This window comes from Glutamicibacter halophytocola (assembly GCF_001302565.1).
GTDB lineage: Bacteria > Actinomycetota > Actinomycetes > Actinomycetales > Micrococcaceae > Glutamicibacter > Glutamicibacter halophytocola.
This window is the reverse complement of record NZ_CP012750.1, coordinates 393,042-418,181: the sequence shown is the minus strand read 5'-3', so window position 1 is coordinate 418,181 and position 25,140 is coordinate 393,042. Positions and strand designations below refer to the sequence as shown.

The 25,140-nt window shown below is 60.0% G+C and carries 25 protein-coding genes; 13 read left to right on the top strand and 12 right to left on the bottom strand.

The genetic code is table 11. From position 1 onward, the window contains the following. Positions 1-157: 157 nt before the first annotated feature. Positions 158-1,582, top strand: a complete 1,425-nt coding sequence (locus AOZ07_RS01925; protein WP_060700462.1) for a CitMHS family transporter — start codon at positions 158-160, stop codon at positions 1,580-1,582. Between the two features lie 138 nt (positions 1,583-1,720). Here the strand turns inward: AOZ07_RS01925 and AOZ07_RS01920 are convergent, their stop codons facing one another. The 3 genes from AOZ07_RS01920 to AOZ07_RS01910 form a co-directional block, all read right to left on the bottom strand. Continuing rightward, positions 1,721-2,860, bottom strand: coding sequence for a ferrochelatase (locus AOZ07_RS01920; RefSeq protein WP_060700461.1), 1,140 nt, complete (start codon positions 2,858-2,860; stop codon positions 1,721-1,723). Positions 2,861-3,073: 213 nt separating this feature from the next. Beyond that, positions 3,074-4,423, bottom strand: a complete 1,350-nt coding sequence (locus AOZ07_RS01915; RefSeq protein ID WP_060700460.1) for a TIGR01777 family oxidoreductase — start codon at positions 4,421-4,423, stop codon at positions 3,074-3,076. A gap of 312 nt (positions 4,424-4,735) precedes the next feature. After that, positions 4,736-5,293, bottom strand: a complete 558-nt coding sequence (locus AOZ07_RS01910; RefSeq protein ID WP_060700459.1) for a mycothiol transferase — start codon at positions 5,291-5,293, stop codon at positions 4,736-4,738. Between the two features lie 78 nt (positions 5,294-5,371). On the opposite strand from AOZ07_RS01910, the gene AOZ07_RS01905 reads away from it, so the two are divergent. From AOZ07_RS01905 to AOZ07_RS01895, 3 genes are all read left to right on the top strand, one after another. Further along, positions 5,372-6,271, top strand: a complete 900-nt coding sequence (locus tag AOZ07_RS01905) for a hypothetical protein (RefSeq protein WP_060700458.1) — start codon at positions 5,372-5,374, stop codon at positions 6,269-6,271. Between the two features lie 80 nt (positions 6,272-6,351). Continuing rightward, positions 6,352-6,732, top strand: a complete 381-nt coding sequence (locus tag AOZ07_RS01900; RefSeq protein WP_194943748.1) for a subtilase-type protease inhibitor — start codon at positions 6,352-6,354, stop codon at positions 6,730-6,732. Between the two features lie 50 nt (positions 6,733-6,782). After that, positions 6,783-8,360, top strand: coding sequence for a cation:proton antiporter (locus AOZ07_RS01895; RefSeq protein ID WP_060700456.1), 1,578 nt, complete (start codon positions 6,783-6,785; stop codon positions 8,358-8,360). Here the strand turns inward: AOZ07_RS01895 and AOZ07_RS01890 are convergent. Together AOZ07_RS01890 and AOZ07_RS18620 are read right to left on the bottom strand one after the other, a co-directional pair. Further along, positions 8,357-9,487 (bottom strand): methyltransferase domain-containing protein, encoded by a 1,131-nt coding sequence (locus tag AOZ07_RS01890; protein WP_060700455.1) that lies wholly within the window; start codon positions 9,485-9,487, stop codon positions 8,357-8,359. The genes AOZ07_RS01895 and AOZ07_RS01890 overlap by 4 nt on opposite strands. Before the next feature lie 162 nt (positions 9,488-9,649). Further along, positions 9,650-9,991, bottom strand: coding sequence for a hypothetical protein (locus tag AOZ07_RS18620; protein ID WP_171919634.1), 342 nt, complete (start codon positions 9,989-9,991; stop codon positions 9,650-9,652). Positions 9,992-10,001: 10 nt separating this feature from the next. Between AOZ07_RS18620 and AOZ07_RS18395 the strand changes: the two genes are divergently transcribed. Next, positions 10,002-10,661, top strand: a complete 660-nt coding sequence (locus tag AOZ07_RS18395; protein ID WP_171919633.1) for an ankyrin repeat domain-containing protein — start codon at positions 10,002-10,004, stop codon at positions 10,659-10,661. Positions 10,662-10,664: 3 nt separating this feature from the next. On the opposite strand, the gene AOZ07_RS01875 is transcribed toward AOZ07_RS18395, so the two are convergent. Next, a complete protein-coding gene (locus AOZ07_RS01875; protein ID WP_075972392.1) occupies positions 10,665-11,075 on the bottom strand; it encodes a YchJ family protein in 411 nt (136 codons plus the stop codon). A gap of 221 nt (positions 11,076-11,296) precedes the next feature. Here AOZ07_RS01875 and purS point away from each other — a divergent pair, with 221 nt between their 5' ends. Genes purS through purL form a run of 3 tightly spaced genes read left to right on the top strand, consistent with a single transcriptional unit; the run spans position 11,297 to position 14,612 of the window. Continuing rightward, entirely contained in the window at positions 11,297-11,548 is a 252-nt protein-coding gene (gene purS / locus AOZ07_RS01870) for a phosphoribosylformylglycinamidine synthase subunit PurS (protein ID WP_038991933.1), read from the top strand. Further along, entirely contained in the window at positions 11,548-12,300 is a 753-nt protein-coding gene (gene purQ / locus AOZ07_RS01865) for a phosphoribosylformylglycinamidine synthase subunit PurQ (RefSeq protein WP_060700452.1), read from the top strand. The genes purS and purQ overlap by 1 nt, the downstream gene beginning before the upstream one ends. Beyond that, a complete protein-coding gene (gene purL / locus AOZ07_RS01860) occupies positions 12,297-14,612 on the top strand; it encodes a phosphoribosylformylglycinamidine synthase subunit PurL (protein ID WP_060700451.1) in 2,316 nt (771 codons plus the stop codon). The genes purQ and purL overlap by 4 nt, the downstream gene beginning before the upstream one ends. 68 nt (positions 14,613-14,680) lie before the next feature. On the opposite strand, the gene AOZ07_RS01855 is transcribed toward purL, so the two are convergent. Continuing rightward, entirely contained in the window at positions 14,681-15,130 is a 450-nt protein-coding gene (locus AOZ07_RS01855) for a GerMN domain-containing protein (RefSeq protein ID WP_236995241.1), read from the bottom strand. Between the two features lie 387 nt (positions 15,131-15,517). Between AOZ07_RS01855 and AOZ07_RS01850 the strand changes: the two genes are divergently transcribed. Further along, positions 15,518-16,579, top strand: coding sequence for an LLM class flavin-dependent oxidoreductase (locus AOZ07_RS01850; RefSeq protein ID WP_207758467.1), 1,062 nt, complete (start codon positions 15,518-15,520; stop codon positions 16,577-16,579). 20 nt (positions 16,580-16,599) lie between these two features. Next, positions 16,600-17,250, top strand: a complete 651-nt coding sequence (locus AOZ07_RS01845; RefSeq protein WP_236995240.1) for an NADPH-dependent F420 reductase — start codon at positions 16,600-16,602, stop codon at positions 17,248-17,250. Positions 17,251-17,296: 46 nt separating this feature from the next. On the opposite strand, the gene AOZ07_RS01840 is transcribed toward AOZ07_RS01845, so the two are convergent. Both AOZ07_RS01840 and AOZ07_RS01835 read right to left on the bottom strand, forming a co-directional pair. Beyond that, on the bottom strand, positions 17,297-17,926 hold the full coding sequence (locus AOZ07_RS01840; RefSeq protein ID WP_060700448.1) for an isochorismatase family protein: 630 nt from the start codon (positions 17,924-17,926) through the stop codon (positions 17,297-17,299). A gap of 51 nt (positions 17,927-17,977) precedes the next feature. Next, on the bottom strand, positions 17,978-19,048 hold the full coding sequence (locus AOZ07_RS01835; protein WP_060700447.1) for an LLM class flavin-dependent oxidoreductase: 1,071 nt from the start codon (positions 19,046-19,048) through the stop codon (positions 17,978-17,980). Positions 19,049-19,129: 81 nt separating this feature from the next. On the opposite strand from AOZ07_RS01835, the gene AOZ07_RS01830 reads away from it, so the two are divergent. Further along, entirely contained in the window at positions 19,130-19,714 is a 585-nt protein-coding gene (locus tag AOZ07_RS01830) for a CGNR zinc finger domain-containing protein (RefSeq protein ID WP_060700446.1), read from the top strand. 210 nt (positions 19,715-19,924) lie between these two features. On the opposite strand, the gene AOZ07_RS01825 is transcribed toward AOZ07_RS01830, so the two are convergent. Continuing rightward, positions 19,925-20,272 carry a zinc ribbon domain-containing protein YjdM gene (locus AOZ07_RS01825; RefSeq protein ID WP_060700445.1) on the bottom strand — a complete coding sequence of 116 codons (348 nt, stop codon included), beginning with the start codon at positions 20,270-20,272 and terminating at the stop codon, positions 19,925-19,927. Between the two features lie 206 nt (positions 20,273-20,478). Here AOZ07_RS01825 and AOZ07_RS01820 point away from each other — a divergent pair, with 206 nt between their 5' ends. Together AOZ07_RS01820 and fepB are read left to right on the top strand one after the other, a co-directional pair. Next, positions 20,479-21,648 (top strand): siderophore-interacting protein, encoded by a 1,170-nt coding sequence (locus AOZ07_RS01820; protein WP_060700444.1) that lies wholly within the window; start codon positions 20,479-20,481, stop codon positions 21,646-21,648. A gap of 337 nt (positions 21,649-21,985) precedes the next feature. Next, positions 21,986-23,017, top strand: a complete 1,032-nt coding sequence (gene fepB / locus AOZ07_RS01815; RefSeq protein ID WP_075972391.1) for a Fe2+-enterobactin ABC transporter substrate-binding protein — start codon at positions 21,986-21,988, stop codon at positions 23,015-23,017. Here the strand turns inward: fepB and AOZ07_RS01810 are convergent. Beyond that, positions 23,014-24,342, bottom strand: coding sequence for an NtaA/DmoA family FMN-dependent monooxygenase (locus AOZ07_RS01810; RefSeq protein WP_060700442.1), 1,329 nt, complete (start codon positions 24,340-24,342; stop codon positions 23,014-23,016). The two genes, fepB and AOZ07_RS01810, sit on opposite strands and share 4 nt — an antisense overlap. Continuing rightward, complete coding sequence (locus AOZ07_RS01805) at positions 24,339-25,139, bottom strand: 3-oxoacyl-ACP reductase (protein ID WP_060700441.1); 801 nt, start codon at positions 25,137-25,139, stop codon at positions 24,339-24,341. The genes AOZ07_RS01810 and AOZ07_RS01805 overlap by 4 nt, the downstream gene beginning before the upstream one ends. Between the last annotated feature and the right edge of the window lies 1 nt (position 25,140).

Below are 25,140 nucleotides of genomic sequence, written 5' to 3'. Positions count from 1 at the left end.
AACGCGATTTTAAAGAGCAAAAAGATGGCAATGAACTTAAGCCTTCAATAATCAGCACAAGGGGCGCAACGTGAGCCCCGCCACGTACTTTGAATAGGTGCCCTGAAGTTATTGGGTGACACAACGACGTACACTCACCGAAATGGAGGTCGGGGCAATGCTAGTTGCACTCGGATTCCTCATGGTCGCCACCTTTATGGCGCTGATCATGACCAAACGCATGACGCCACTTTTGGCATTGATTCTCGTCCCAACCATCTTCGGGATCTTCACCGGCGCAGGCTTCGGGCTGGGCGACATGATCATGGACGCCATCAAGGACATGTCCGGCACCGCAGCCCTGCTGATGTTCGCCATCATGTACTTCGGCATCATGATCGATGTTGGACTCTTCGACCGCCTGGTCGCCGGCATCCAGAAACTTGTGGGCAATGACCCGGCAAAGGTCGTTCTGGGCACCTCGCTGCTCACCGCGGTCATCTCCCTGGATGGCGATGGCTCCACCACCTTCATCGTGGTCACCGCGGCCTTGCTGCCGATCTACCAGCGCCTGGGCATGAGCCCAGTGGTGCTGACCTGCGTGGCCGGCTTGACCAACGGCACGCTGAACATCGTCCCTTGGGGCGGTCCAACCGCCCGTGCCGCCGCAGCGCTGCATGTCGATGCCGCAGACGTCTTTGTCCCGATGCTCCCATCGCTGGGTATCGCCCTGGTCGTTATCGGCCTGTTCGCTTGGCAGCTGGGCGTTTCCGAGCGCCGCCGCCTGCAGCGCGAACGCCCCGAACTGTGGGGCACTGAAATGGGTGGCGGCAACATCACCTCGCCATCCGGTGGCAAATCCCCGGCTGGCACCGCGCCTTCCGGCGGCCACCTGGCTGTACTGGAAGCAGTTGCCCGCAAGGGAGATGGCTCGGAACCTGCCACCATGGACGGCACCGTGCTCGACCCGAACCGCGAAACCCTGCGCCCGAAGACTTTCTACTTCAACTTGGTGCTCACCGTAGCCATCATGGTGCTGCTGGTTGTCGACGTGCTGCCGCTGTCCTACCTGTTCATGGTCGGTACCGCGATCGCCTTGGTCGTGAACTTCCCGAAGGTCTCCGACCAGGTGAAGATGATTGCGGGCCACTCCAGCGAAATCATCGCCGTGGTCTCCATGGTTCTTGGCGCAGCGGTTCTCACCGGCGTGCTCTCGGGCACCGGAATGGTTGATGCAATGAGCCAGTGGCTGGTCGCGATCATCCCCGACTCCCTGGGTCCATACATGGCGGTAATCACCGGATTGATCTCCATCCCGGCCACCTTCCTCATGAGCAACGACGCCTTCTACTTCGGCATCCTGCCAGTGCTCACCGAAGCCGGCGCGCACTTCGGAGTCCCGGCCGTGGACATGGCTCGTGCCTCGATCACCGGCCAGCCGGTGCACATGCAGTCTCCGCTCGTTCCAGCAATCCTGCTGCTGGTTTCGCTCTCCCGCGTGGACTTGGGCGATCACCACAAGAAGGTTCTGTGGCGCGCGTTGGTGGTAGCCCTGGTCATGCTCGTCTCGGGCGTGCTGCTGGGCGCAATCCACATGGGCTAAGGCCCAAAGGCCTAACGGTCTGTCGTCAGCCGCACCCCGCTGGTCTCGCTTCCGAGACCAGCGGGGTGCGGCGTTTAAGCAGATGGCTGTCGGACTTTGCCGTGCGCCATCGCGCACGGCGCCCGTCCAGCGACAGTGCTACCCAGGGATGCTTCCGGTAGCCCACGCGGGAAGGGCTCGTTTGCTCTTGGGCCCTTCGCAGCAGTTCATCGAGCAGGCGCCGCTGCCCGGCCCCAGCGGCGTGCTGCCGGAAATAACCTGCGATTCCATTTGTTCTCCACGGACCTGCGCCGCCCGTTCGATGGCGAGATCCACCAAGCCGCTGGCAAAAATCGGCGAGACGCCAAGGCTTTCAGCTCGCAGAAACGTGAGCCCCTCCTCGCGCGCCGTTTGGGCCGCCTCGGTGTCCAGATCGTATTTGACCTCCATATGGTCCGATACGAACCCGAGCGGAACTGCTAGCACCGCCTCGATCCCAGAGCGCGATAGCTCTCGCAAGCGGTCGTTGATATCGGGTTCCAGCCATGGCGTGGCCGGGGACCCTGATCTGGAGCAGTACACGAGCTCCGCGTCCAGCTGCTCCGATTCATTCAGCTGGCCACTGATCCACGCAATCAGCTCCTCGTGCTGCTGTGCGTATCCTGGCGTGAATCGCTGTGAAGATTCCTGCATGGAAGTTGGAATCGAGTGGGTAACGTAGAGGATTTTGTGGCGCTTCCCATCGAGGCTTCCTGCCCTCGTCGCAAGTTCGGCAAGGCCACGGCGCACGCAGTCCAATTGGGCTTTCGCGAATCCCGGATGGTTGTAGTACTGCCTGATCTTGTCGAATTCCACCGATAACCCTTCGACCTCCAAGGTGGACACGACAGCGGCGAAGTCTTCCCGATATTGCCGGCAAGAGGAATATGAGGAATATGCGGAGGTGTCGATGGCCAAGAACTTCCGAGCGCCATGCTCCCGCGCTTGCTTGCGGACCACGTCGGTCAGATACGGGTGCCAGTTGCGGTTTCCCCATAGCAGGGGAACCGTGATCCCGCGAGAGTCGAATTCACGCTGAAGCGCTCGCCACAAGTCCTGGTTTTGCTCGTTGATCGGCGACTTGCCTCCGAACATGTAGTAATGCTCTCCGACCTCTTCCAAGCGCTCGTCCGGAATTCCCCTGCCCCGAGTGACATTTTGCAGAAATGGAAGAACGTCCTCGGGCTTCTCAGGGCCGCCGAAGGACATCAGCACTACGGCGTCGAAAGGTGCGAGGGGATCACTATCTGTCGTTTTCATCTGCTGCTTTCCTTTTTAGCCACTGCTGCGCCGACAGTATCCTCGCAGGGACCGGCCGCCAACAGCATCATCAGATATATAGCTTAGCAAGTAGTTAGCCAAACTAGATAAATGGTTGCCCGCAGAAATCAGCACATGCCCCTTCACTGAAAGCCACCGCACTGCGCTCCGGGCCTTCCGCTCAAACAGTCATCGGCTCTTCGCTAATAACGCCTAGCTGACGCCCAAGCTATGGGCCAATTCAGCTTCGATGCGCTCATTGCGGAAGACATGGCCCGCGTCGAGCAGCTTGCGGGGAATAACCCACTGGTCTGCCAGGGCAAGCAACCGGGCGCCCTGAGACCCGAGCAGGACTTTGGGCGCGGCCTCCGGAACTGGAATAAAAGCCGGGCGCTTAAGCGCATGCGCCAGCGCGTTGGTGAATTCAGCGTTGCTCGCCATATGCGGTGCCACGGCATTGACTGGACCAGATAATTGGCCATCCCACAGAGCCCGAAGGTAGATATCCAGCAGATCGTCTAGTCCGATCCACGACAAACGCTGCAGTCCGCTGCCCAGCTTTCCCCCGACGCCGGCGGCGAAAAGAGGACGCAGCACCGCGAGCATGCCGCCTTTGGGCGTGAGCACGACGCCAGTTCTGATTTGGACGCTGCGAAGATCGGGCCCCGCTGCGCGTGCCGCTTCTTCCCAGCCCTGGACCACTTCAACAAGAAAGTCGCCAGATTGGGCTGGCTGGGCATCGGACTCTTCGACGGCCTCTGGACCGGTGCTGGCTCCATAGATCCCTATCGCCGAAGCGCTGACAAATGTGGATACCCCGGATCGCGACGCGAGCAGAGCCAAGGAGCGTGTTGGCCCGATGCGGCTCTTGAGCACGGCCTGCCGGTGCTCTTGCGTGAACCGGCCGAAAATGCTGGCTCCAGCCAGATGGATGACGGCATCGCATCCCTCCAGCAGATCCTCCGCCGGATTATCCGGATCCCAGCGGCGCTCATCTGGCGATGCCGGCGCACGTCTCACCAGCTTGATGACGCGATGGCCACCTGTGGACAAGAAGGCGCACAACGCCTCGCCAACCAGGCCGCTGGATCCAGTCACGGCAATTACCTGAGGAGCCAGCCCGGCTTCAGCCGCGCTGCGGTGGGCGGCAAAATCCGCTGCCAATTGCCGATGGCGATAAGCGAGCATCTGCTCGATCCGGCGCCGCGGCACATTCGATTCGATGCGGTCGCTGACCGTAGTCGCACCTGTTCCCGCAGGCTCAAAAAGGTGCTCATGCTTCCACTTGATCGCCCGGGTCGGCAAGCCGCGAAGGCCTTCGGGCTCCAGCTGGTCGACAAATCGGCGATTTTCGGAGAACTTGAGGGGCTGGTGTTTCGCAATCCACCTCAAACCGCCGGGAATTCCCAACACGGCAGTCCCATCCTCAAGTGACGCCGCCTCGCGAATGGGTTTCAGAGGCAGCCAAGGGGGAAGAAGGCGGACAATGGCACCTGGCCGGGAGAACCAATCGAAGACAGCGGAAGGATCTGCCGGCAGCTGGCTGGAACGTTCAATGATCATGCGCTCATCATAGGATTCATTTTCCGGCCTGCCCCAGCACAGGCCTCGGCAGCACGGGATACTCCCAGCTTTCCTCCGGGCCGGCTGCATGATGCCGCACCACGTACGCGGCCAAGCTGGCGGTTTTCAGAAACGCCCCGCAGGACGCGTAGCGATTCGAGAACTCCTGCTTTCCTTCAGTCTTCTGGCCAGCACCTACAGTATCAACTCGTCCTCACTGGGCATCGCCATGCCCTTGCCCGTCCGGCTCGTCCCCTCAATGGCCCAGCCTCGCAGGGCTACCCGGCAAGGGGCCCGTACGTGGCGCGGCCCTTAGCCCTTGAACCACATTGGGAGAAAGTCCTGCGGGGGATCTTCGCCAACGCGCCCATCGATCGCTTCTCGGATCAGATCCGAATGGCCGGTATGCCGTCCATACTCTTCAATCAGGTCGCAGATAATCCTGCGCACCGAGGGTTGTTGCCCCTCGAATTCCAGCCCCGAGGCAGTATCCAGCGTGCCATCGTCAATAATCTGCTGCTGGATCCGCCGGCTCTTTGCTACCGCCTTGTCGTAGCGTTCATACAGTGCCCGAGGGTCTTCATCGTCTTGGACGATAAAAGGATTCTTGTCCTGCTCCAGGAATTCGAGCAAAACCTCTGGGCGCTCGCGCGCAATGAAATAGCTGAATTTCTCGTCTTCCACGGTCGCCAGATGCTGCAGCAATCCGCCCACGCTCAGCTCGCTGCTGGGCAGCCGGGCTTTGAGCTGCTCCAGGTTCAAGCCATCGGCTTTGTAGCGAAAAGTGGCTCGAAGGCGATCAAGCATGGCGAACAGATGTTCCTGTTCGCTGGCGAAGATTGGTGGTTCCCAGATGGGAAAGTCAGCCATGTCTAGCTCCTGAGCGATGAGATGTGAGTTGAGGTACCAAAGTGGTCTGTTGGGCGGATGAATTGAATAATGAGAAGTATGCCCGTTACCGCCGCCGTTTTGGAAGCCTCCCAGTGGATGCCCCTGGCCCACAGCCATGAGGCTCGTGCGCGCGCCTTCGGAGAACCTTTTGTCGAACGCCGCATGACCGGTCGGAAGCATCCCATAGAGGATTTTCTTTTCACCTACTACACGCAAAAGCCGGGCCAGCTCTATCGCTGGCACCCGGGGCTGAATGTTGTGCTCACCGGCGAAGAGGCCCAAGAGCGGGCGACGTGGAAGTTCTATCGCGCGGTGGAAACCGGTCAGGGCACTGGATATGAATTTGATGTCCAGGCCTTCGCCCAGGCGCGAGCTCGCGCCATAGAATTTGCCCGCGTGATCTTGGCCGGGACTTCACAGCGGCCGGGGAATTTCGCCTGCTTCGGTCTGCATGAATGGGCGATGGCGTATAAATCGGAAGACAACGGAATTCGGCATGAGTACCTGCCCTTGCGGCTCGGGGCCAAGGGAACCGACGCAGTAGTGGAGTCCGAGAAGATCCGGTGCACGCACTTTGACGCCTTCCGCTTTTACACGCCGCAGGCTATTGAGCTCAATGAACTGCAGCCCACCCGCGAAACACAGCGCGATCTGGAACAGCCCGGTTGCTTGCATGCCAACATGGACCTCTACAAGTGGGCGTACAAGCTGTCCCCTGCTGTCCCCAGCAGCTTGGTGATGGATTGCTTCGAACTCGCATGGGATATCCGCACCATGGACATGCAGGCCTCGCCCTATGATTTGGCCGATTGGGGCCACGAACCCATTCGGATTGAGACTCCCTCCGGCAAAGCCGAATACATCCGGAGGCAAAAGGGTTTTGCGTCGCGAGCAGATCACTTGCGCCTCAAGCTGCTGGAGGTTGCCAACAACCTGCAGCTTGCACCAAAAGACTAGTATTCAGCCACGGCACAACGCACAATGTCCCTGTGGGCATCACTGATATTCATCGACGGGCAGTGTCCGGCAGCTGCGTCTTGCTGCTGGCATTTGCTGTGTCCTCCTGCGAGGCGCAACGCCCGGCACCCTCGGAGATAAAACTGGAAATCATTATCAAGGCAGATGGCACTAAAGTGTCCGCGCAGTACACTTTGGAATGCTCTGGCGAACAAGCAATGGATTCCAGCACCTTGCCCAATGCCGCCGCTGCCTGCGCAAGGCTGAACCAGCAGCCAAGCCTTGCAGCACCATCTCTGGATCCGGCGACCGCGTGCACGGAAATCTACGGTGGACCGCAGCGCGCCGAGGTCTCTGGAACGGTCAACGGACAGCCAATCGACAGTGAATTCTCCCGCTCTAATGGCTGTTTCATAAGCCAGTGGGAGGATGCGGAATTCCTTTTCAATTCCGGACTTTGAGAGCAACAATCATCAATTTAGTTGGGTAAATCAACTACTATTAGAAGACTATGGATTTTTTCCTGCTGATCATCGGATTGTTATTCGCCACTATTCTGATCGTTGGCATCGGCGAGCGCATTAAGTTGCCGTACCCGATCCTGATGCTCATTTTCGCGACGCTGGCGGGCTTTCTCCCGTTCATGCCCGAAATGCATATCGATCCAGAATTGATCCTGCCAATTTTCTTGCCGCCGCTGCTTTTTGCTACAGCGCAGCGAAGCAGTTGGTCAGTGTTCCGTTTCCGATGGAAAGCCCTGATCCGCCTAGCAGTGGTCCTCATCGTGGTCACTGCAGGCACCGTTGCCGCCACGGCGTTGGCCTTCTCCCCCATCGTCTCCATCCCCTTGGCACTGGCCCTTGGCGCTATTGTCGCGCCGCCTGACCCGGTAGCGGTGGATGCCATCGCCACCAAGGTGAACATGCCACGGCGGTTGACCTCGCTGCTGGAAACCGAAGGGCTGTTCAACGATGCCATGGCCATCGTGATCTTCCAGCTGGCCGTCCAGGCAACTGTCAACGATTCAGAAGTCGGCTTGGAGATCGTCCCGCAGTTCCTCATCGGCGCCGCAGGCGCCGTGGTCCTGGGCCTGGCCATGGGCTGGGTCATCGGTGCGCTGAACCGCTTCGTCCCCAATCTTGCCGCCCGTTGCGCAGCCACCCTCGTGGCTCCATACGCGGTGTACATGCTCGCCGAGGAAGTCCATGTTTCCGGCGTGATCGCGGTGGTGGTCACCGCACTTGAAATGGTCCGGCGCGACCGCCCCCAGGACTCTGCGGAACGCTTGACCCGCCAGGCCTTCTGGGAAGTGCTCGAGCTGCTGGCTACCGGCCTGGCCTTCGGCCTCATGGGCATCGAAATGAATCAGGTGATCCAGGAAGAAGGAAGCAACCTGATTGGCTACATTCCTGGCATTGCGGCAATCTGCTTTGTGGTCATCGCGGTACGTGCCCTGTGGATGCTGGCGACCTATTACCTGCCCAACCGCACCAAGACCAAGATTCCTGCCCGCAAGGACGCATTGGTTCTGACCTGGTGCGGCATGCGCGGACTGGCCACGCTGGCTTTGGCCTTGGCACTGCCTCATGCCACTGCCGATGGCACGGTAATTGAAGAGCGCAACTTCGTCGTGGTGGCCGCGTGCTCGGTGCTGCTGTGCACCTTGGTGCTGCCGGGCCTGACCTTGCCGTCCTTGATGCGCGTCCTGAAGCTGCGCAACAACGAGCAGGATACCAAGCGTGCCCGTCGCGCGCTGGCCCGTCGCGCCGAAGCTGTTGCGATGTCCGCGCTGCGCAACAACGTTGACCTGCAGGAGCTTCCGGAGAATTACCAGCAGGCGGTTCGGCGTCGCATGAATTCCCTGCACTCGATCCTGGCCAGGGATCCAGACCCGCACGATGCCATTTCCGACGAGAAGTACACCCAGATTCGCGCCGTGATCGCCAAAGCCGATTCGATTCAGGCTATCGCCTTGGAGGCGGCCCGCGATGAGCTGCTCAAGGCCCGGCGCGAACCGAACATCGATCCGCATCTGGTGGATGAGATTGTCGTGCGGCTGGACCGGCGTACCGCAACCCTGGACCGCTAGGAGGCTTTGCGCTCCAGCTTCACGATGACCTCATAGTGGTCGGTCTGCGGGAACATGTCCATGACGCGCGCCAGCTGTGGCGTGTAGTTCCCCATGCGTTCCAGATCGCGGGCCAGGGACTTGGCATCGCAGCTGGAGTAGATCACATGCTGGATATCCGAACCGTTCAGCCACGTCGCCAGCTCGGCCGAGATTCCGCGTCGCGGTGGATTCACAATCACCGCGTCCGGAGCCCAGCCTGCGTTCAGTGCAAACTCGGTGGCATCCTGGGCGACAAAGTGGGTGTCGCCCAGCCCCAGGGAATCGGCGCTGGTCTTGGCCGCGGCTACCGCCTCGGTGCTGGTTTCAATGCCGTAGACGGCGCGGCCCTCGCCGGCGCAGTGCAGTGCGAAGCCACCGACCCCGCTGTACAGATCCCAGACGCTCTCGGGATCGATATCATCGATCCACTGTCGCGCTTGGCGATACAAGGCAGCGGCAATTTCGGTATTGGTCTGGAAGAAGCCCTGCGGGCGAAGGTGCATTGGCACACCGTTCAGCCCGAATTCCAAAGTGGTGCGGCGGGTCAGGATGATCTCTTCCTCGCCCTCCAGCACGGCCTTGTGTTCCGGCAGGAAATTCACCGAAACGACGCTGTGGCGCGGCAGCTGCTCAAGGAACTGCGGAAGTGAATCGCGCAGAGCCACGAAGTGCTTTTTAGTGCGCAGCACCCATCGCACCATCACGGATCCGGTGTCCGACAGAGTGAGGATCACATGCTTGAGCTCGCCTTTGCGCTGCGGAACGCTATAGGGCACGAGCTTCAGCTCTTTGATGAAGTTCTCGATGACAGGGAACAGCGAACGCAATGCCGGCGCGATGACCCCGCAATTGCGCAGGTCTATGCCATGCCCATCGGCGTCAAGAATGCCGATGGTGGGTTGCGCGGTTGTACCGGAAATCACCATCTTCGCCTTGTTGCGAAAACCTTGTTCGCTGCTGGCTTGGGCCGGAAGGAATTTGAGCGAGTCGAAGCCGGAAAGCAGGTGCTGGCAGTCCGCTACTTTTGCTTGCAATTGCTGGGCATAGGGAACCGTCATTTGGGTACACGAACGGCAGCGGGAGGCTGAAAAGTAGAGGCATTCCATGATGCTTATAATTTTAGCGAAGTTCTTCAATTCCGAACGCCAAGAATTCTTGGCGCTGATTGACCGCAAATTTTCAGCTTCGAGCGCTAAGCTCGCATTTGAAAACAGAAGCCTACAAGCTAAGTCCCCAGCCAGCTGCGACAGCCGCGGGGGATCGGGTGTTTAAACCGCGAAAGGACAGATGGCACTTCGAACCGGGCTCTCCACGCACCGTCGTGGCATCGCTTTAATTGCACTTCCGCTGGCCGCGGCCATTGGGGCCTGCACTAGTTGCGCAGCTTCATCGCCCCAGGCCCTTGAAGCTCCGAGCAGCAGCCCCGCGGCAAGTGCTACGCCCAAGGCCACATCCTCGGCTGTACGAGAAACCGCTGTCCCGCAGGCTTCGACCACGTCGGTGCCTAGTGCCAAATCCTCGGCACCGGTAAAGTCCACCCCAGCGCAAAGCAGCTCGCCGGCGCCTAGCAGCGCCAGCAGCACCCCGAGCGCCGCAAGTTCGCAGTCCACGCTATCGCCTTTGGCCTCAGGGGCTGCCTCCGGCGCCTCGCTGAAAGCGATGACCCCAGCCTCCCCGACCCTGCCTGCTGCCGCACGCAAGCTCTACGCCGCTATTGATTCCGGCAATCTCGACGCCGTGAAGAAGTCGTTGAAGGCCGGTGCCGATCTGAACGTCAAGGACGATGCCGGGCGCACCCCGCTCATGCGTGCGGTCATCGTCAAGGATGAGCTGATCGCCAAGGCCCTGCTCGATGCCGGGGCTAATCCGAACGTCAAGGATGAGTACCAGGAATCACCATTCCTGCGCGCCAGCGCCAATGGCTTGACCGGCGCCCTGCAAGCTTTCATCAATAGCGGGGCCAATGTGCACGAGGTCAGCCGCATGGGCGGAACCGCTTTGACCGTCGCCAGCGAAAACAGCCAAGTTGCCGCCGTTCGCATCTTGTTGCACACCGATATCGACATCGACCACGTCAATGATCTGGGCTGGACCGCCCTGCATGAGACCATCGTGCTCGGGCAGGGCACCAACAGCTCGGTGAATATCGCCCAGATGCTCATCACCAATGGCGCGAATCCACGGTTGAAAGACCGCACCGGTGCCGATGCCTTCAAGCTGGCCCGCGAACGCCAGCAGACGCAGATGCTGAACATGCTTCAGTCGGCCAGCAACCGCTAATCGCTACAGGGCGTCGAGGTAGAACCACGCCCCGTTTTCGCGCACGAACGTGCTGACTTCATGTTGCTGCGCTTCTCGTTGGCCTTCGAGATAGTGCGCCGCAAACTCCACCACGCCACGGCTCGCTTCCGCGCCACCGCTGCGCGTTGTGATGATTTCCAGCCCCGTCCAGCGCATCTGCGGATCAAGTTCCAATTCCTGGGGGCGCGTGCTTTCATGCCAAGTCGCCAGCAAGTACGGCGCCAGGCCGGCTACGAAGGCGCTATACCGTGAGCGCATCAGCTGCTCAGCGGTTTCAGGCAACGCGGATCCATCTGCCCGCCCGTCATGAAAGCGTTGGCAGCACTCTTGGTAGCTGAGCTTGAGCGAGTCCAGTTCCCGGCAATAACACGTCGTCTGACTAGAGTTTTTCACGCTTTCAGAATACGCGCATGGAACCATCTTGCACCCCGTGAGCCAAAGATCACATGGCTTTTATCCAGCGATATCGGGTGCTATGGCACACAGGCACATCTGCCCCATCACATTCACGGGTAGACTATGAGGGCAAGCTCGCGGAGCGCCAAATCCCCCTGGTGTGAGACGGCATCTCCGTGTGGCATTTAACTTAACCTCGCCAACAGGAGATATGCCGGATGCCCCGCATCGTTGTAGATGTCATGCTCAAGCCAGAAATCCTTGACCCTCAGGGCAAGGCCATCGCGGGAGCACTTCCCCGCCTAGGCTTCACCTCCTTCGAAGCTGTCCGCCAGGGCAAGCGCTTTGAACTTTCCGTGGACGGCGAGGTGACCGAAGAAATCCTCGCCCAGGCGCGCGAGGCAGCAGAAACCCTGCTCTCCAACCCGGTGATCGAAGATGTCGTCAACGTCGAGGTAGTCGAAGACTAATGAGCACCGAACTCCCCCTGATTGGCGACTACTCAACGCCAAGCACCGAACTTTCCGGAGCACGCATCGGCGTGGTGACCTTCCCGGGCACCCTCGATGACCGTGATGCCGCTCGTGCCGTGCGCGCCGCTGGTGCCGAGGCCGTGTCCCTGTGGCACGCCGACACCGATCTGCAGGACGTTGACGCCGTGGTGATCCCCGGCGGCTTCTCCTACGGCGACTACCTGCGTGCCGGCGCGATCTCGCGCTTCGCACCGATGATGGCCAAGATCGCGGACGCCGCGAACTCCGAGGCCAAGCTGCCGGTACTGGGCATTTGCAACGGCTTCCAGATCCTCACCGAGTCGCACCTGCTGCCCGGTTCGATGATCAAGAACGACCACCTGAAGTTCATCTGCCGCGACCAGCTGCTGCGCGTGGAGAACAACCAGACCGCATGGACCAATGGTTTTGAGGCTGGCCAGGAGATCACCATCGTGCTCAAGAACCAGGACGGCCAGTACGTGGCCGACGAGAAGGTGCTGGACGAGCTCGAAGCGGAAAACCGCATTGCGTTCTCCTACGTGGGCTGGAACCCGAACGGTTCGCGCCGCTCGATCGCCGGCATCAGCAACAAGGCTGGCAACGTGGTGGGCCTCATGCCGCACCCGGAGCACGCCATTGAGGTCGGCTTTGGCCCGGACGCCCGCGGCACCGACGGCCTGACCTTCTTCACCAGTGTTCTGACCCACCTTGTTGGAGGAAAAAAGTGAGCCAGGAAGTCACCAAGGAATTCAACATCGATACCGTTGAAAACGCCGCTGGCACCCCGGATGTAGAACTGCCCTGGGCAGAGCTGGGCCTGAAGGACAACGAGTTTGCCGAGATCGTCAAGATCCTGGGCCGTCGTCCGACCGCCGCGGAATTGGCCATGTACTCGGTGATGTGGTCCGAGCACTGCTCGTACAAGTCCACCAAGAACCACCTGCGCCAGTTCGGCCAGAAGGTCACGGACGAGATGAAGAAGGACCTGATGGTCGGCATCGGCGAAAACGCCGGTGTCACCGACCTGGGCGACGGCTGGGCCGTGACCTTCAAGATCGAGTCGCACAACTCCCCTTCCTATGTCGAGCCATACCAGGGTGCCGCTACCGGCATCGGCGGCATCGTGCGCGACATCATCTCCATGGGTGCCCGCCCGATCGCCGTGATGGATCCGCTGCGCTTCGGTGCCATCGACCATGAGGACTCGCAGCGCGTGGTGCACGGCGTGGTCTCCGGCATCGGCGGCTACGGCAACTCGCTGGGCCTGCCGAACATCGGCGGCGAAACCGTGTTCGACCCGATCTACCAGGGCAACCCGCTGGTCAACGCGCTGGCTGTCGGCGCGCTGCGCCACGAGGACCTGCGCCTGGCCAACGCCTCGGGCGTGGGCAACAAGGTCGTGCTCTTCGGTGCGCGCACAGGTGGCGACGGCATCGGCGGCGCCTCGGTGCTGGCCAGCGAGTCCTTCGATGACACCAAGCCATCCAAGCGACCTGCTGTCCAGGTCGGCGACCCGTTCGCCGAGAAGGTGCTCATCGAGTGCTGCCTGGAGCTGTTCAAGGCCTCGCTGGTCGAGGGCATCCAGGACCTGGGCGCCGCGGGCATCTCCTGCGCCACCTCCGAGCTGGCATCCAACGGCGAAGGCGGCATGCAGGTCGAGCTGACCGACGTGCTGCTGCGCGACTCCACCCTGACCCCGGGCGAAATCCTGATGTCGGAGTCCCAGGAACGCATGATGGCTGTGGTCACCCCCGAGAACGTTGAGGCGTTCGAGGCCGTGATGGCCAAGTGGAACGTGGAGTACTCCTGGCTGGGCGAGGTGACCGACACCGACCGGTTGATCATCACCTGGAAGGGCGAAGTCATCGTGGACGTGGACCCTAAGACCGTCGCCCACGACGGCCCGGTCTACGACCGCCCGTACGCCCGTCCCGAGTGGCAGGACGCGCTGCAGGCCGACACCTTCAAGTCCTCCCAGGCCGGCAAGAACCTGCCAGCCACCGGCGAGGAGCTGAAGGCTGCCGTTCTGGAGCTGATTGCCAGCCCGAACATGTGCGACAAGTCCTGGATCACCAACCAGTACGACCGCTACGTTGGCGGCAACACCGCGCTGGCTTCCCCGGATGATTCCGGCGTGGTCCGCATCGACGAGTCCACCGGCCTGGGCGTTGCCATTGCTACCGATGCCAACGGCCGCTACACCTACCTGGACCCGTACGCCGGCGCCCAGCTGGCACTGGCCGAGTCCTACCGCAACGTCGCCACCTCGGGTGCTATCCCAGCGGCTGTCTCGGACTGCCTGAACTACGGTTCCCCCGAGGACTCGGATGTCATGTGGCAGCTGGCCGAGGGCATCCGCGGCCTGTCCGACGCCTGCATGGAGCTCGGAGTTCCGGTGACCGGCGGCAACGTCTCGCTGTACAACCAGACCGGTGACAAGGCCATCCACCCGACCCCAGTGGTGGCCACCTTGGGCAAGTTCGACGACGTCGCCCGCCGCACCCCTTCGGGCTGGCGCGAAGAGGCCGACGGCCAGGCGATCTACCTGATCGGTTCCACCAAGGATGAGCTCGATGGCTCCGAGTTCGCCAACCTGCGCGGCCACCTCGGCGGCCTTCCGCCCAAGGTTGACCTGGCAGCGGAAAAGGAACTGGGCGCGATCCTGATCAATGCCAGCCGCGATGGCATGATCGATTCGGCTCACGACCTGTCCGAAGGCGGCCTGGCTGCTGCCCTGTCCGAGATGGTTCTGCGGTTCGGCGTCGGCGCTCGTGTGGCACTGGACGAGATCAAGGATCGTGACGGCATCGATTCCTTCACCGCCCTGTTCTCCGAAACCCAGGCTCGTGCCGTGGTTGCAGTTCCACGCAGCGAAGAGGTTCGCTTCAACGACATGACCAGCGCTCGCGGTGTCACCGTGGCCCGCCTGGGCATTGTTGATGCACAGTCCGGTTCCCTCGAAGTCCAAGGCGAATTCACCGTATCGGTGGACGAGCTTCGCGAGGCTAACGAAGGCACCATGAAGAAGTACTTCGGCTAGGCCTTGGCCCACGCCTGAACGGCGGTTCTCCTCACTGGGGAGAACCGCCGTTTTTTGTTCCAGCAGGACTATTTGGCGCTGAGCACTTCCTCGAGCTTTTCGCCGTTGACAAGAATCTGGGCCTGGCCGGTACCAGCGGCGGTCATTGCGGTGTATTCGAGTTGCCCGATCATGCGCGGATCGTCGCAGATGCCGCCGGAGCTCACGGATCCGCTCAACTCAACGCTCACCGAATCGCCTTTCACCGTTGATGAAACATAGTCGAGGTCGGAACTGGCCAACGCATTGCGCAATCCGGAACCTCCTAGTTCCTGTTCATCATCGTCAAGGAGGGCGATCATTGAGGCTTCGATCTGGTTGGTGAATTCCACGGGCCCGGTTTCAGTTGCGACCAGCGAATCGCCGCAGCCAATCTTCGGACCGGATTTTCCCTCATCGCCCACGGCAACGTAGAACAGGGTCAAGGCACCTGTCATCGGGTCAGCTGAGCTTCCAGTTGCCGCAGAACTCGCTGGCATGCTTGCTGCGGCAGAATCTGTCGCCGGTTGCGTGCTTTGCGCAGGAGCCGAATTTTCGGCTGTCGTTGGAGATGCCGGGCTTTCTGACGCTTCGCCGCCAGGGCTTGAACTGCAGCCGGCGATTGACAGCAGCACCCCAAGAGCAAGCGCCATCGGCACTGCAGAGGATTGTTGAGCGCGCATGGTTCCCTCCTTGTGATTCCCGTACACCGGGTTTTTCTACCGTAGGTCTGCTTGGCAAGCCCAATCCAGCAAGAATCCGTTGCAGTTCAACGTCTTTTGCGATATCAGCGGCGACCGCCGAGGTACGCCGCCTAAAACTAATTGACACGTCAATAATATTGAATATAATTGATGCATCAACTTATTTTTGAAGAGGGAGCGGTCATGAACGCCATCGAGAATATCGAATTTGGCATCGACACTTTCGGAGATGTGCCCAGTGCGGAATCCGGCCAGCTGCTGACCCAGGCGCAGGCCATCCGCGCCACGGTGCAGGAGGCCATCGTTGCCGATCAGGCTGGCGTGGATGTTATTGCCGTCGGTGAGCACCATCGCCCGGAATACGCTATTTCCAGCCCGGAAACGGTGCTGGCCGGCATCGCCACCGCAACGGAAAATATTCGCCTTGGCTCCGGCGTAACCGTTTTGTCATCCGATGATCCGGTACGCGTATTCCAGCGCTTCGCTACGGTGGACGCGCTATCCAACGGACGCGCCGAAGTCATGCTGGGGCGCGGCTCCTTCACCGAATCCTTTCCGCTGTTCGGCTACGACATGGCCGACTACGAAGTCCTCTTTGAGGAGAAAATCGACCTGTTCCACAAGCTGCTCGACGAGAAGCCGGTAACCTGGCAAGGCACCAAGCGTGCACCGCTCACGGATATGGATGTCTTCCCCAAGACCGAGTCCGGGCGGCTGCGCACCTGGGTCGGCGTAGGCGGCTCCCCGCAATCCGTGATCCGCGCGGCGCATTACGGTTTCCGCATGATGCTGGCCGTCATCGGCGGATCTCCTGAACGCTTTGCACCCTACGTGGACCTTTACCGACGGGCCAATGAACAGTTCGGGCACCAGAGCACACCGGTGGGCCTGCACTCCCCCGGCTTCGTGGCTGACACCGATGAGCTGGCCCGTGAATACATGTTTGACGCCTACAAGGCACAGCGCGACCGGATCGGCGCAACGCGCGGCTGGCCTCCGATGAGCCGCTCCGAATTTGAGCACGAAGCCAGCGAGGGCTCGCTCTACATCGGATCCCCCGAAACCGTGGCCCGCAAGATCGCCAACACCGTGAAGACGCTGGACATCGGCCGCTTCGATTTGATCTACTCCGGCGGCGCCGTAGAAGCCGGTGCGCGGCTTCACGCCGTGGAGCTCTACGGCAACAAGGTCATCCCGCTAGTCCGGGAAATGCTCGCCGAGCAACCGGTCCCAGCTGGACGATAAGCACCTGCGAGGAAATGAACATGGCACTGCAGAAAATTGGCATCCTTGGCGCCGGGAAGATCGGCACCGCATTGGCACGGCTGGCTCTCAAGGCGGGCCACGAGGTGCTTATCGCCGGATCCGGGGATCCCAGCGCGATCGCCTTGACCATCGAGATCCTGACTCCGGGAGCGGTGGCTGTTGATGCGGCCACCGCTGCCAGTGAAGCTGATGTGGTCTTCCTGGCCCTGCCGCTGGGCAAGTACCGGACTATCCCTGTCCAGCAGTTGTCGGGCAAGCTGGTGGTCGATGCGATGAATTATTGGTGGGAAACCGATGGCATCCGAGAGGATCTGAACGGCCCGGAGGTCTCCACCAGCGAATTGATCCAGGACTTCATCGCCGGCGCGCGCGTGGTCAAGGCCTTCAACCACATGGGATACCACGACCTTGAGGAAGAAGCCCGGCCGGAAGGCAGTGAACGCAAGGCCATTGCCATTGCCGGAAATGGTGCTGCGGATGTCGAAGAGGTGGCCCAGCTGGTAGACGCCTTCGGCTTTGATCCGCTCCGCATCGGCACCTTGGCTGAAGGCGTACGCCTGCAGCCGGGCCAGCCGGCGTTTGGCGCCAACCAGCCCAGTGACCAGCTGTCCGAACTAATCAGCTTGGCCAGCTTGGCCACCTCAGCCTAGCTTTGCGGTTCCACTTCGTTTGCAAAGCTTCGGATCCGCGCTGGCGCTACTGGCCAGCGCGCCCGCGCGCTGCTGACTCGATGAGGTTGTCCCCGGCCAAAGCATGGCCCTTTTCCACGGCGTTGGCCCACTCGGCGCTGGGCGCAACAGCCGCCCAGCTCGAGTTCAATACGGCCATCAGCGTTTCGTGGACCTGTCGCGCCGGGGCTGCACCCGCCGCGTTGGCGATGTCGATGGCGCCGGTGGCATCAGAAAGCACTTCCACCTTAAAGCCCAGTGGTTCAGCAGCTGCGGCGGAGCCAATGACGCAGTTGTTTGTCATGTAGCCAACCAGCGTGAGCGTATCGATCTCCCGCTCTCGAAGCCAGGACTCCAAACCGGTGCCTGCAAAAATACTGGCGAAGTTCTTGGTGAAGCTATGCTCAGTTATATTCAAGCGATCGGAGATTTGCGGGTGCAGCGCAAAGGTTGACGATTCCGGGGCAAACACCGGGAACCCTTCCGGGGCCTGATGCTGGACCACTACTACGGGGATCTGGGCCTGTCGCGCAACGTCCATCGAGCGCGCGATGGCCGACACAGACTGCTCACGGTCGGGATACTGAATCTGCAGAAGGCCTTCAAAGTACTCCTGCTGAGCGTCGATAATGATCAATGCTCGACGTGGTGTTTCCATTGTTTTCTCTCCATCTTCTAGGTGTTGCGCCTGTGGTGGCGATTGCCGGGATCAGTTTTGGTAATGTTCAGCCAGCAGCCGCAGAGTTTGTGCCCCGCTGCCTTGCCAATAGCTTGCCGTCACTAGCATCAGCTCATCGGCACCGGTCGATGCCTGCAGCGCCTCGAGCCGCCGGGCCACTTGTTCAGCAGTTCCGGCAAGGGTGCGCTGGGCATACATCTGGATTATGGCCTGCTCCTGCACTGTCGCTGGATATTCGGCCACTTCTTTCGGATCCAAGAGCTTGAAAGATTCGCGCTTGAACATCCGCAACATCGCCATCGCAGTGCTGGTGGCTTCCGCCTTGGCAAATTCGGCGTCGCGGCTGGCGATGGCACTGAGACTGACCATCACGTACGGAGCGCCCAAAACCTTGGAGGGCGCAAAGTTGCCCCGATAGATGCGCAGTGCCGTCTCAATATCAGCGTCCCCGAATTGCAGGGCAAAAGCGTAGGGGCGGCCAAGGCGCGCGGCCAATTGAGCCGAATACGGCGATGAGCCCAGAATCCACAACGGGGTTTGACGCCCTGGAACAGCAATCCGATTCTCCTTGTTTTGCCAAGGCCCCGGCACGGCATGCACCTGGCTATATGGATGATGGTCAGGGAAATCATCGGCGAGGAATCCCAAGAGTTCAGCAACTTGCTCATCAAATGATTCGGCGCCCAAGTTCTCCCTGCGCAAAGCCGAAGCTGTGGCTCCATCAGTTCCCGGAGCGCGCCCAACTCCAAGATCTATTCGGCCTGGAGCCAGTGCTTCGAGCATGCCGAATTGCTCCGCAACGATCAGCGGCGCATGATTTGGCAACATGATCCCGCCCGCTCCGAGTCGGATCCGCTGGGTGTCCGCGGTAAGCCGGGCCATCATCAATGGAGGCGAAGCGACGGACAGAGCCGGCATCGCGTGATGCTCCGACATCCAAAAGCGGTGGTAGCCCATTCGATCGGCGGTTTTGGCGGTCTCGATGGTGTCGTTCAAGCCTTCTTGTGCAGACTGGCCCACTCCCGGACCACCGCCGGCATGGGCGGACAGGCCAAAGGGAGCTGAGCCGAACCGTGGCGCAGGATGCAATGCAAAACTCATTTCTCACGTTTATTGTCATTTTTACCGTGATGCTCACACTAGCATTAAATCACGTTAAAACAATCCTGATACCATGAGGTTATGCTTCAAATGCCGCTTCCTCCGAGCCCAGGTGCACAGGAACACTGCAGTATCGACTTGGTCAACAGTGAAATCCAGCTACCCAGCAACAAGAGTTTTGATGCGCTAGCTACACCTGAATCAACAACGCAGTGGCTCATCGAGCGGAACCTAGTCCCCCACGAGGCATCCTTGCAGGCTTATTGCCAGAACCGCCTGGCGACGTTGCGCGCCCAAATTCGCGAAGCCTTCACCGCAAGCACGTCGGGAACAGAAATTGGCCGAGAAGCATTGCGGGGCATCAATGGCGCGCTGCTGGCGGCACCCAACACTGCTCTGCTCAGGCAGGAGAACGGCAAAGGATTTTTCCGTGCCCTAGAGCACCCAGCGACGCAACTCACCGAGCACGCGCTCGCGGCTTTGGCAGAAGACGCTGCCTCGCTGCTCAGCGGCGATGAAGCAGACCAGCTGTCTCAATGCGAGGCAGAGCCATGCACGCGATTCTTCCTCAGAACCCACGGCCGCAGACAATGGTGCTCAACTCGTTGCGGAGACCGAGTACGCGCTGCCCGTTCCTACGCACGCAAAAAGGAACAAAAGCTCTAGCCTCGCCTGCGCCTCGGGAGCGCAGGGCATCTGGAGCACCTCGTTCGAAGGCTCGGCAGGGAACGGGCGGAAATCGGCCTGCAGGCCGGTGCCCCGCAGAAGTGCGGGCCGATGATTGACAAGCAAAGCCCGGTCAGGAAGCGCCCTTAAAGACGGAAGCAGCCCGCCTCCGAAAGGAGAACGGACTGCCATCTACAAGAAACCAGGCCCTTAGATCTTCTTGACGATAGAAGACTTCAGTTCCATCTGGCCAAAGCCATCAACTTTGGCAGCGATATCATGGTCGCCAGAGCCAGGAGTCAATCGAATATTGCGCACCTTGGTTCCAGCTTTCAGTGCGCTCTGGGCGCCCTTGACCTTCATGGTCTTGGTAATGCTGACAGTATCGCCATCCTGCAGAACGTTGCCTACTGCGTCCTTGATGACAGTTTCAATCGACTCGGATTCCTCGGCACTCGCGTTCCATTCATGAGCGCATTCCGGGCAGACCAGCAATGCATCAAGCTCGTAGGTGTACTCACTGGAGCATTGGGGGCACGGTGGCAATGTATCAGGCATGCGGCTAATTTTAGTTACTCTGAACGCCTATTGTCGAATGAATCGAATATCGAATAATCCTTGTAGATAGCGGCAAACCCCTTAGAGGCGACCACCTTCCACGAACCCAGAACACTGCTTTAAAACTACTTGTTTTGTTCGCCCTGTTTCGCTCATACTCAGGCATACGAGCTGATTCCCGCGACAGCGAAGCTAAGGGGCACATTATGTCTAAGCATCATAAGCACCGCAGCTACGGAGCGCAGTTTTCGGTCTCCCCCAAAGAGGGCTTGACCTTGGACGTTCTAGCCATGGCTGAAAAGGCTGGAGCCAAAGCAGGATACGCCGTGGCCAAAGAAGAGCTTTACCGCAACATCGCTTCCAGCCGGTTCCTCAACGAGCAGGAAACCGACGAGCTGCTCGCCGCAGCGCAGCGCGCCGGGTCGGCGGCAGCGCTGGCTGCAGCACGCAAAGTCCTCGACAAGACGCTTCGCACTTCCTTCAACCACCATCACCGGCCCGCAGAATCGGGCGCTTCGATGGCCATCGCACCTGAATTTCCAACCCCCGCCTACGAAGAACCCCTGGCCAAATATTCGCCACCGCTAGGCCTTCTGGATACTCCGCGCACCAAAGTCGACCAGCACGTTTTGACCATCACGCGGGTGGAATGGCTCAACGACCAGATGGTGCGGCTCATTGCCAGTGCACCAAACCTTGACGGCTACCGTTCCAATTCCGCGCTAGACGAGTACGTCAAGGTTTTTGTCGCGGATCCTTCGCTCGGCCTGGTTCCTCCCTACGATTTGCGCACCCTGCGCCATCGGCTGCCGCGCGAACAAGTTCCCCGCTCAAAGTCCTACACCATTCGCTGGGTCAACCCGGTCCTCAATGAGCTGGCTATTGATTTTGTAGTTCATGGTGCGCCAGGCACCGTTGGCCACTGGGCAGGAACTGCACAGCCAGGAGATCCCTTGGTCATCTCCCCGGCCCGCAGCAAGACGTCGCTATCGCTCAATGCCGACTACTACGTCCTAGCAGCCGATGAAGCTGGCCTGCCCGCTATTGCCAAAGTCCTAGAAGCCCTGCCCGCGCATGCCCAGGGAACTGCGCTGATCGAAGCGGCCGACAAAAACGCAATGTTTGACGTGAAACATCCAGAAGGCGTTGTTTTACAGTGGCTTTCTCGGGAATCAATGCCTGCAGGCAAAAGCAACGCGCTTCCGGCCGCGTTCCAATCGCTTCCGCTCCCAGCGGGCCAAGTGGGCGTCATCGCCCATGCCGAACGGTCCACTATCAAAGCCATCAGCCGGATCACCGAGTATTGGCATCTGAATAAGCATTCATCGCATATCTCTTCCTACTGGACCTTGCGTGAAGGCAGGTTGCATCGGTAGGTATCGCGTGGTGTTCGGCTGCGTGGAAAACCCGAATCTGGCCGCAATCCGATGGTCGGCGAGGCTCGGCCATGAACCAAGCTCCCCCGAAGTTCACCCAGTCGCTCTTGGCAACAAGAACAACGTCCCCGAAGAGTGCTTCAGTGTGCCCGGAATGATCTTCAGCACGCATCTGGTACCGAGCACAGCGAAATAACGTCTGATCAACGGAGGGTTCAGCTGGAGCTCCAGGTCAGCAGTTCACAATAACATCGCATAATGTGGTGATGGATTGCGGGACTCAACCTGAGCTTCCGGATCAACTTCGTGCAACGAGTCATGCCTAGGAGAAGCTTTCGTGCGTTCAAGTTTGCCCAAGGCCGCCGCTGCCATCATTGCTTGCCTTCTCGTTATTTCGCTGGGTGCATGCACGTCCACGACGAAGCCCGAAGTCCGTTACGCCAGTACCGCCGATGTCGAGGCCGACGGCTGGCCACGGGTCGTCACCGACGAGACCGGAGACCTCATCAAGATTCCGTCCAAGCCCGAGCGCATCGTCTCAACCTCCGTATCAGTGACCGGAACTCTATTGTCCCTCGACGCCCCGGTCGTTGCCACGTCCGTCGCACCACAGAACCCGGCAACAGACAAGCATGGATTCTTGAACCAGTGGGGCCAAGTGGCCTCAAAACGCTCGGTAGATGCACTCTATGAAATCGGGAATTTTGATCTCGAAGCTATTCGGGATCGCAAGCCTGATTTGATATTGGTCTCCGCCTCAGGCGCGGATTCCGAATTGGAGCATCTCGACCAGTTGCGGGAAATCGCCCCAACTCTCCTCGTCGATTACACCGAAAAGAAATGGACCGCGCTCAGCGCGGATCTAGCCAAGGCTACCGGCACGGAGGAAGCAGCGGCTCGCAACAACAGCATCATCAGCCAACGTGTTGCCAGCTTGAAACAGTCCCTGTCGATCCCCGCCGGCACCACGGCATCGATTCTTTCCTATCACCAGGGAAACATCTCCCCCATAGCCCAGAGCACCGGTCCGCATGCACAGCTGTTCGAGTCCCTGGGGTTCACCGTGCTGGATCCTCCAGCAGAGTTTGATACTTCCATGCAAGAACGCGAAGACTTCTCGTTCACCAGCTACGAAGGACTGGCCAAGTCCTTGCCGGGCGATACGGCCTTCCTGCTCTCCTCGGATCCAGAGGCCACCGAGCAGTTCTCTTCCGATGCCTCCCTTGCACAATTGCCTTCCGTTCGCGGAGGCAACGTCTTTGCGCTTCAGGAGTCATTCCTCCTGGATTTCTTCTCAACACAGAAAATCCTGGATTACTTTGAGAATGATTTCCCCGGCTTGGCTCCCGAAGCGCAACCACACAACTAGCCGCGCGCCAAGGCCACAGCCTCCGGAACAGCCAAACCAAGATTTCCACGCAAGGTAGCCGACTCGTAGCGGGTACGGAATCTGCCACGGCGCTGCAATTCCGGAATCACTAGCTCAATGAAGTCCTCCAGAGATCCTGGCAGGGACGGCGGCATCAGGTTGAAGCCATCTGCGGCCCCGCTATCGATCCAGAGTTCAATCTCATCTGCAATCATTTCCGGCGTTCCCACCATGGTGCAGTGGCCCCCGCCAGCAGCCAGCAGGCCGAGTAGTTCACGAACCGTGGGCTGGTGCAGCTCGATGAGCCGCAGAATCGTGGTGTATCGGCCAGCCGGGCCAGTGAATTCTTCCAGTGGCGGCAGATCCGGTACGGGTCCATCCAAAGGCCAGCGGCTGGTGTCCTGCTGCAAGAATACTCCCAGCTGGCGCAGAGCGTCCCCCGTTGGCAGCAATTCGTTCAGTGCACGCTGCTTGGCTTTGGCTTCTTCTGCTGTGCGCCCCACATAGGTCACCAGCCCGGGCATGATCAGCGCCCTGTTGTCCGAGCATCGCGAAGCTCTGGTGCGTTCGGAAAGGTCTTGGGCGAATTCGGATGCCATCTCGTGATCGGCTGCTACCGAGTAGATCGCTTCAGCGTGTGCTGCTGCCAGTTCACGGCCAGCTGGCGAGGAGCCTGCTTGGAACATGACAGGCTCGCCATGAACTGAGTTGGGCATATTCAAGGGACCTCGCACCGAGAAGTGCTCGCCTTCGTGATTGATTTCTTGAAGCAATCGCGTATCGGTGAAATTTCCGCCACGGTCAATTTGGACTGCTTGATGCGGATATGATCCCCACAACTTGCGCAAGACGTCAATGAATTCTGCGGCTCTGCCATATCGCTGCGCGTGCGCAGGCAGCTCGGTGAGCGAATGGTTCTGCGCTTCGGTATCCCACATGCTCGTCACCACGTTGATCCCGGCCCGCCCGTTGGACAAATGCTGCAAGCTGCCCAGCATGCGTGCCGCGTGGAAAGGAGAGTAGAAGCTGGCCGAGATGGTGCAGACCAGTCCGATATTCGTGGTGCATTGGCTGATCGCCGACAACAGCGTCACCGGCTCAAAGAACCAGGTGGGACCGGCCTGCGCAGCTGAGGCTGACACCGCTTGGCCATCGGCGAAGAACACCGCGTCCAACAGCCCCTTCTCAGCCAGCTGGGCCAGCTTGATGTAGTACTGGGTATCGGGAAGCTCTTCGGCCGCCGAGTCCTCGGCACGCCAGGCCGCTTGGTGATGCCCGGTTCCATAGAGGAACAGATTCAGATGTACCTGTTTCTTCTGGCTCATCCCTTCACCAGCCCGCCATCCACGATAAGGTTCTGACCTGTAACCCCACGAGATAGCGGGGAAGCGAAAAACAGGACGGTATCGGCCAGTTCCGCGGGCGTGGTGACTCGACGCAATGGCGTTCCCGAGGCGATCAGGTCGAATACTGCCTCGGGGGTCGCAGCCGAGGCGTCGGTGGTGCGCAGGAGCCCTCCAGAAACCATGTTGACGTTGATTCCTTCTGGCCCAAGATCATCAGCGAAGGTACGGGTCAGGGACAGCAGCGCAGCTTTAGTGGCGGTGTAGTCGTGGTACGGAACCACCGGGTGCTGGAATAGGTTGGTGCCGATATTGATGATGCGGCCAAATCCTGTTTGCCGCATTCCCGGCAGTACAGCCTGGATGGCAGCTACGGGAGCCAGCACCGATCCGGCGAACTGGGCACTGAGCTCTGCGGCGGAAATCGCTTCGGCGGTGGAGCGGGCGTCGCCATTAAAGGAGAAATCCACCAAGGCATTGTTCACCAGAGTTGTCACCGGCTGTCCAAAATGATCTTCGGCTTCAGCCACCATCGACTTGAGCGCAGATTCGTTGCGAACATCAGCCTGAATGGCTACTGCATCATTCGGGTAGAGCGCGACGAGATCATTGGCTGCTTGTTCCGAAGAGTTGTAATTGATGACGACTTTCGCGCCAGCTGCAAGGAAGGCCTTGCTGATGGCGGCACCGAGCCCTCGAGCTCCGCCGGTGACAAGAATGACCTGCTCTTCAAGTGGAAGGGCAATGGGGGTTGCTGGTGATTGGGTGTCCGTGCTCATC

Bases quoted from the DNA above. Each gene is read 5' to 3' on its own strand.
- AOZ07_RS01925 (WP_060700462.1), top strand. From the start codon at position 158: ATGCTAGTTGCACTCGGATTCCTCATGGTCGCCACCTTTATGGCGCTG.
- AOZ07_RS01920 (WP_060700461.1), bottom strand. From the start codon at position 2,860: ATGAAAACGACAGATAGTGATCCCCTCGCACCTTTCGACGCCGTAGTG.
- AOZ07_RS01915 (WP_060700460.1), bottom strand. From the start codon at position 4,423: ATGATCATTGAACGTTCCAGCCAGCTGCCGGCAGATCCTTCCGCTGTC.
- AOZ07_RS01910 (WP_060700459.1), bottom strand. From the start codon at position 5,293: ATGGCTGACTTTCCCATCTGGGAACCACCAATCTTCGCCAGCGAACAG.
- AOZ07_RS01905 (WP_060700458.1), top strand. From the start codon at position 5,372: ATGCCCGTTACCGCCGCCGTTTTGGAAGCCTCCCAGTGGATGCCCCTG.
- AOZ07_RS01895 (WP_060700456.1), top strand. From the start codon at position 6,783: ATGGATTTTTTCCTGCTGATCATCGGATTGTTATTCGCCACTATTCTG.
- AOZ07_RS01890 (WP_060700455.1), bottom strand. From the start codon at position 9,487: ATGGAATGCCTCTACTTTTCAGCCTCCCGCTGCCGTTCGTGTACCCAA.
- purS (WP_038991933.1), top strand. From the start codon at position 11,297: ATGCCCCGCATCGTTGTAGATGTCATGCTCAAGCCAGAAATCCTTGAC.
- purQ (WP_060700452.1), top strand. From the start codon at position 11,548: ATGAGCACCGAACTCCCCCTGATTGGCGACTACTCAACGCCAAGCACC.
- AOZ07_RS01855 (WP_236995241.1), bottom strand. From the start codon at position 15,130: ATGCCAGCGAGTTCTGCGGCAACTGGAAGCTCAGCTGACCCGATGACA.
- AOZ07_RS01850 (WP_207758467.1), top strand. From the start codon at position 15,518: ATGAACGCCATCGAGAATATCGAATTTGGCATCGACACTTTCGGAGAT.
- AOZ07_RS01845 (WP_236995240.1), top strand. From the start codon at position 16,600: ATGGCACTGCAGAAAATTGGCATCCTTGGCGCCGGGAAGATCGGCACC.
- AOZ07_RS01840 (WP_060700448.1), bottom strand. From the start codon at position 17,926: ATGGAAACACCACGTCGAGCATTGATCATTATCGACGCTCAGCAGGAG.
- AOZ07_RS01835 (WP_060700447.1), bottom strand. From the start codon at position 19,048: ATGAGTTTTGCATTGCATCCTGCGCCACGGTTCGGCTCAGCTCCCTTT.
- AOZ07_RS01830 (WP_060700446.1), top strand. From the start codon at position 19,130: ATGCTTCAAATGCCGCTTCCTCCGAGCCCAGGTGCACAGGAACACTGC.
- AOZ07_RS01825 (WP_060700445.1), bottom strand. From the start codon at position 20,272: ATGCCTGATACATTGCCACCGTGCCCCCAATGCTCCAGTGAGTACACC.
- AOZ07_RS01820 (WP_060700444.1), top strand. From the start codon at position 20,479: ATGTCTAAGCATCATAAGCACCGCAGCTACGGAGCGCAGTTTTCGGTC.
- AOZ07_RS01810 (WP_060700442.1), bottom strand. From the start codon at position 24,342: ATGAGCCAGAAGAAACAGGTACATCTGAATCTGTTCCTCTATGGAACC.
- AOZ07_RS01805 (WP_060700441.1), bottom strand. From the start codon at position 25,139: ATGAGCACGGACACCCAATCACCAGCAACCCCCATTGCCCTTCCACTT.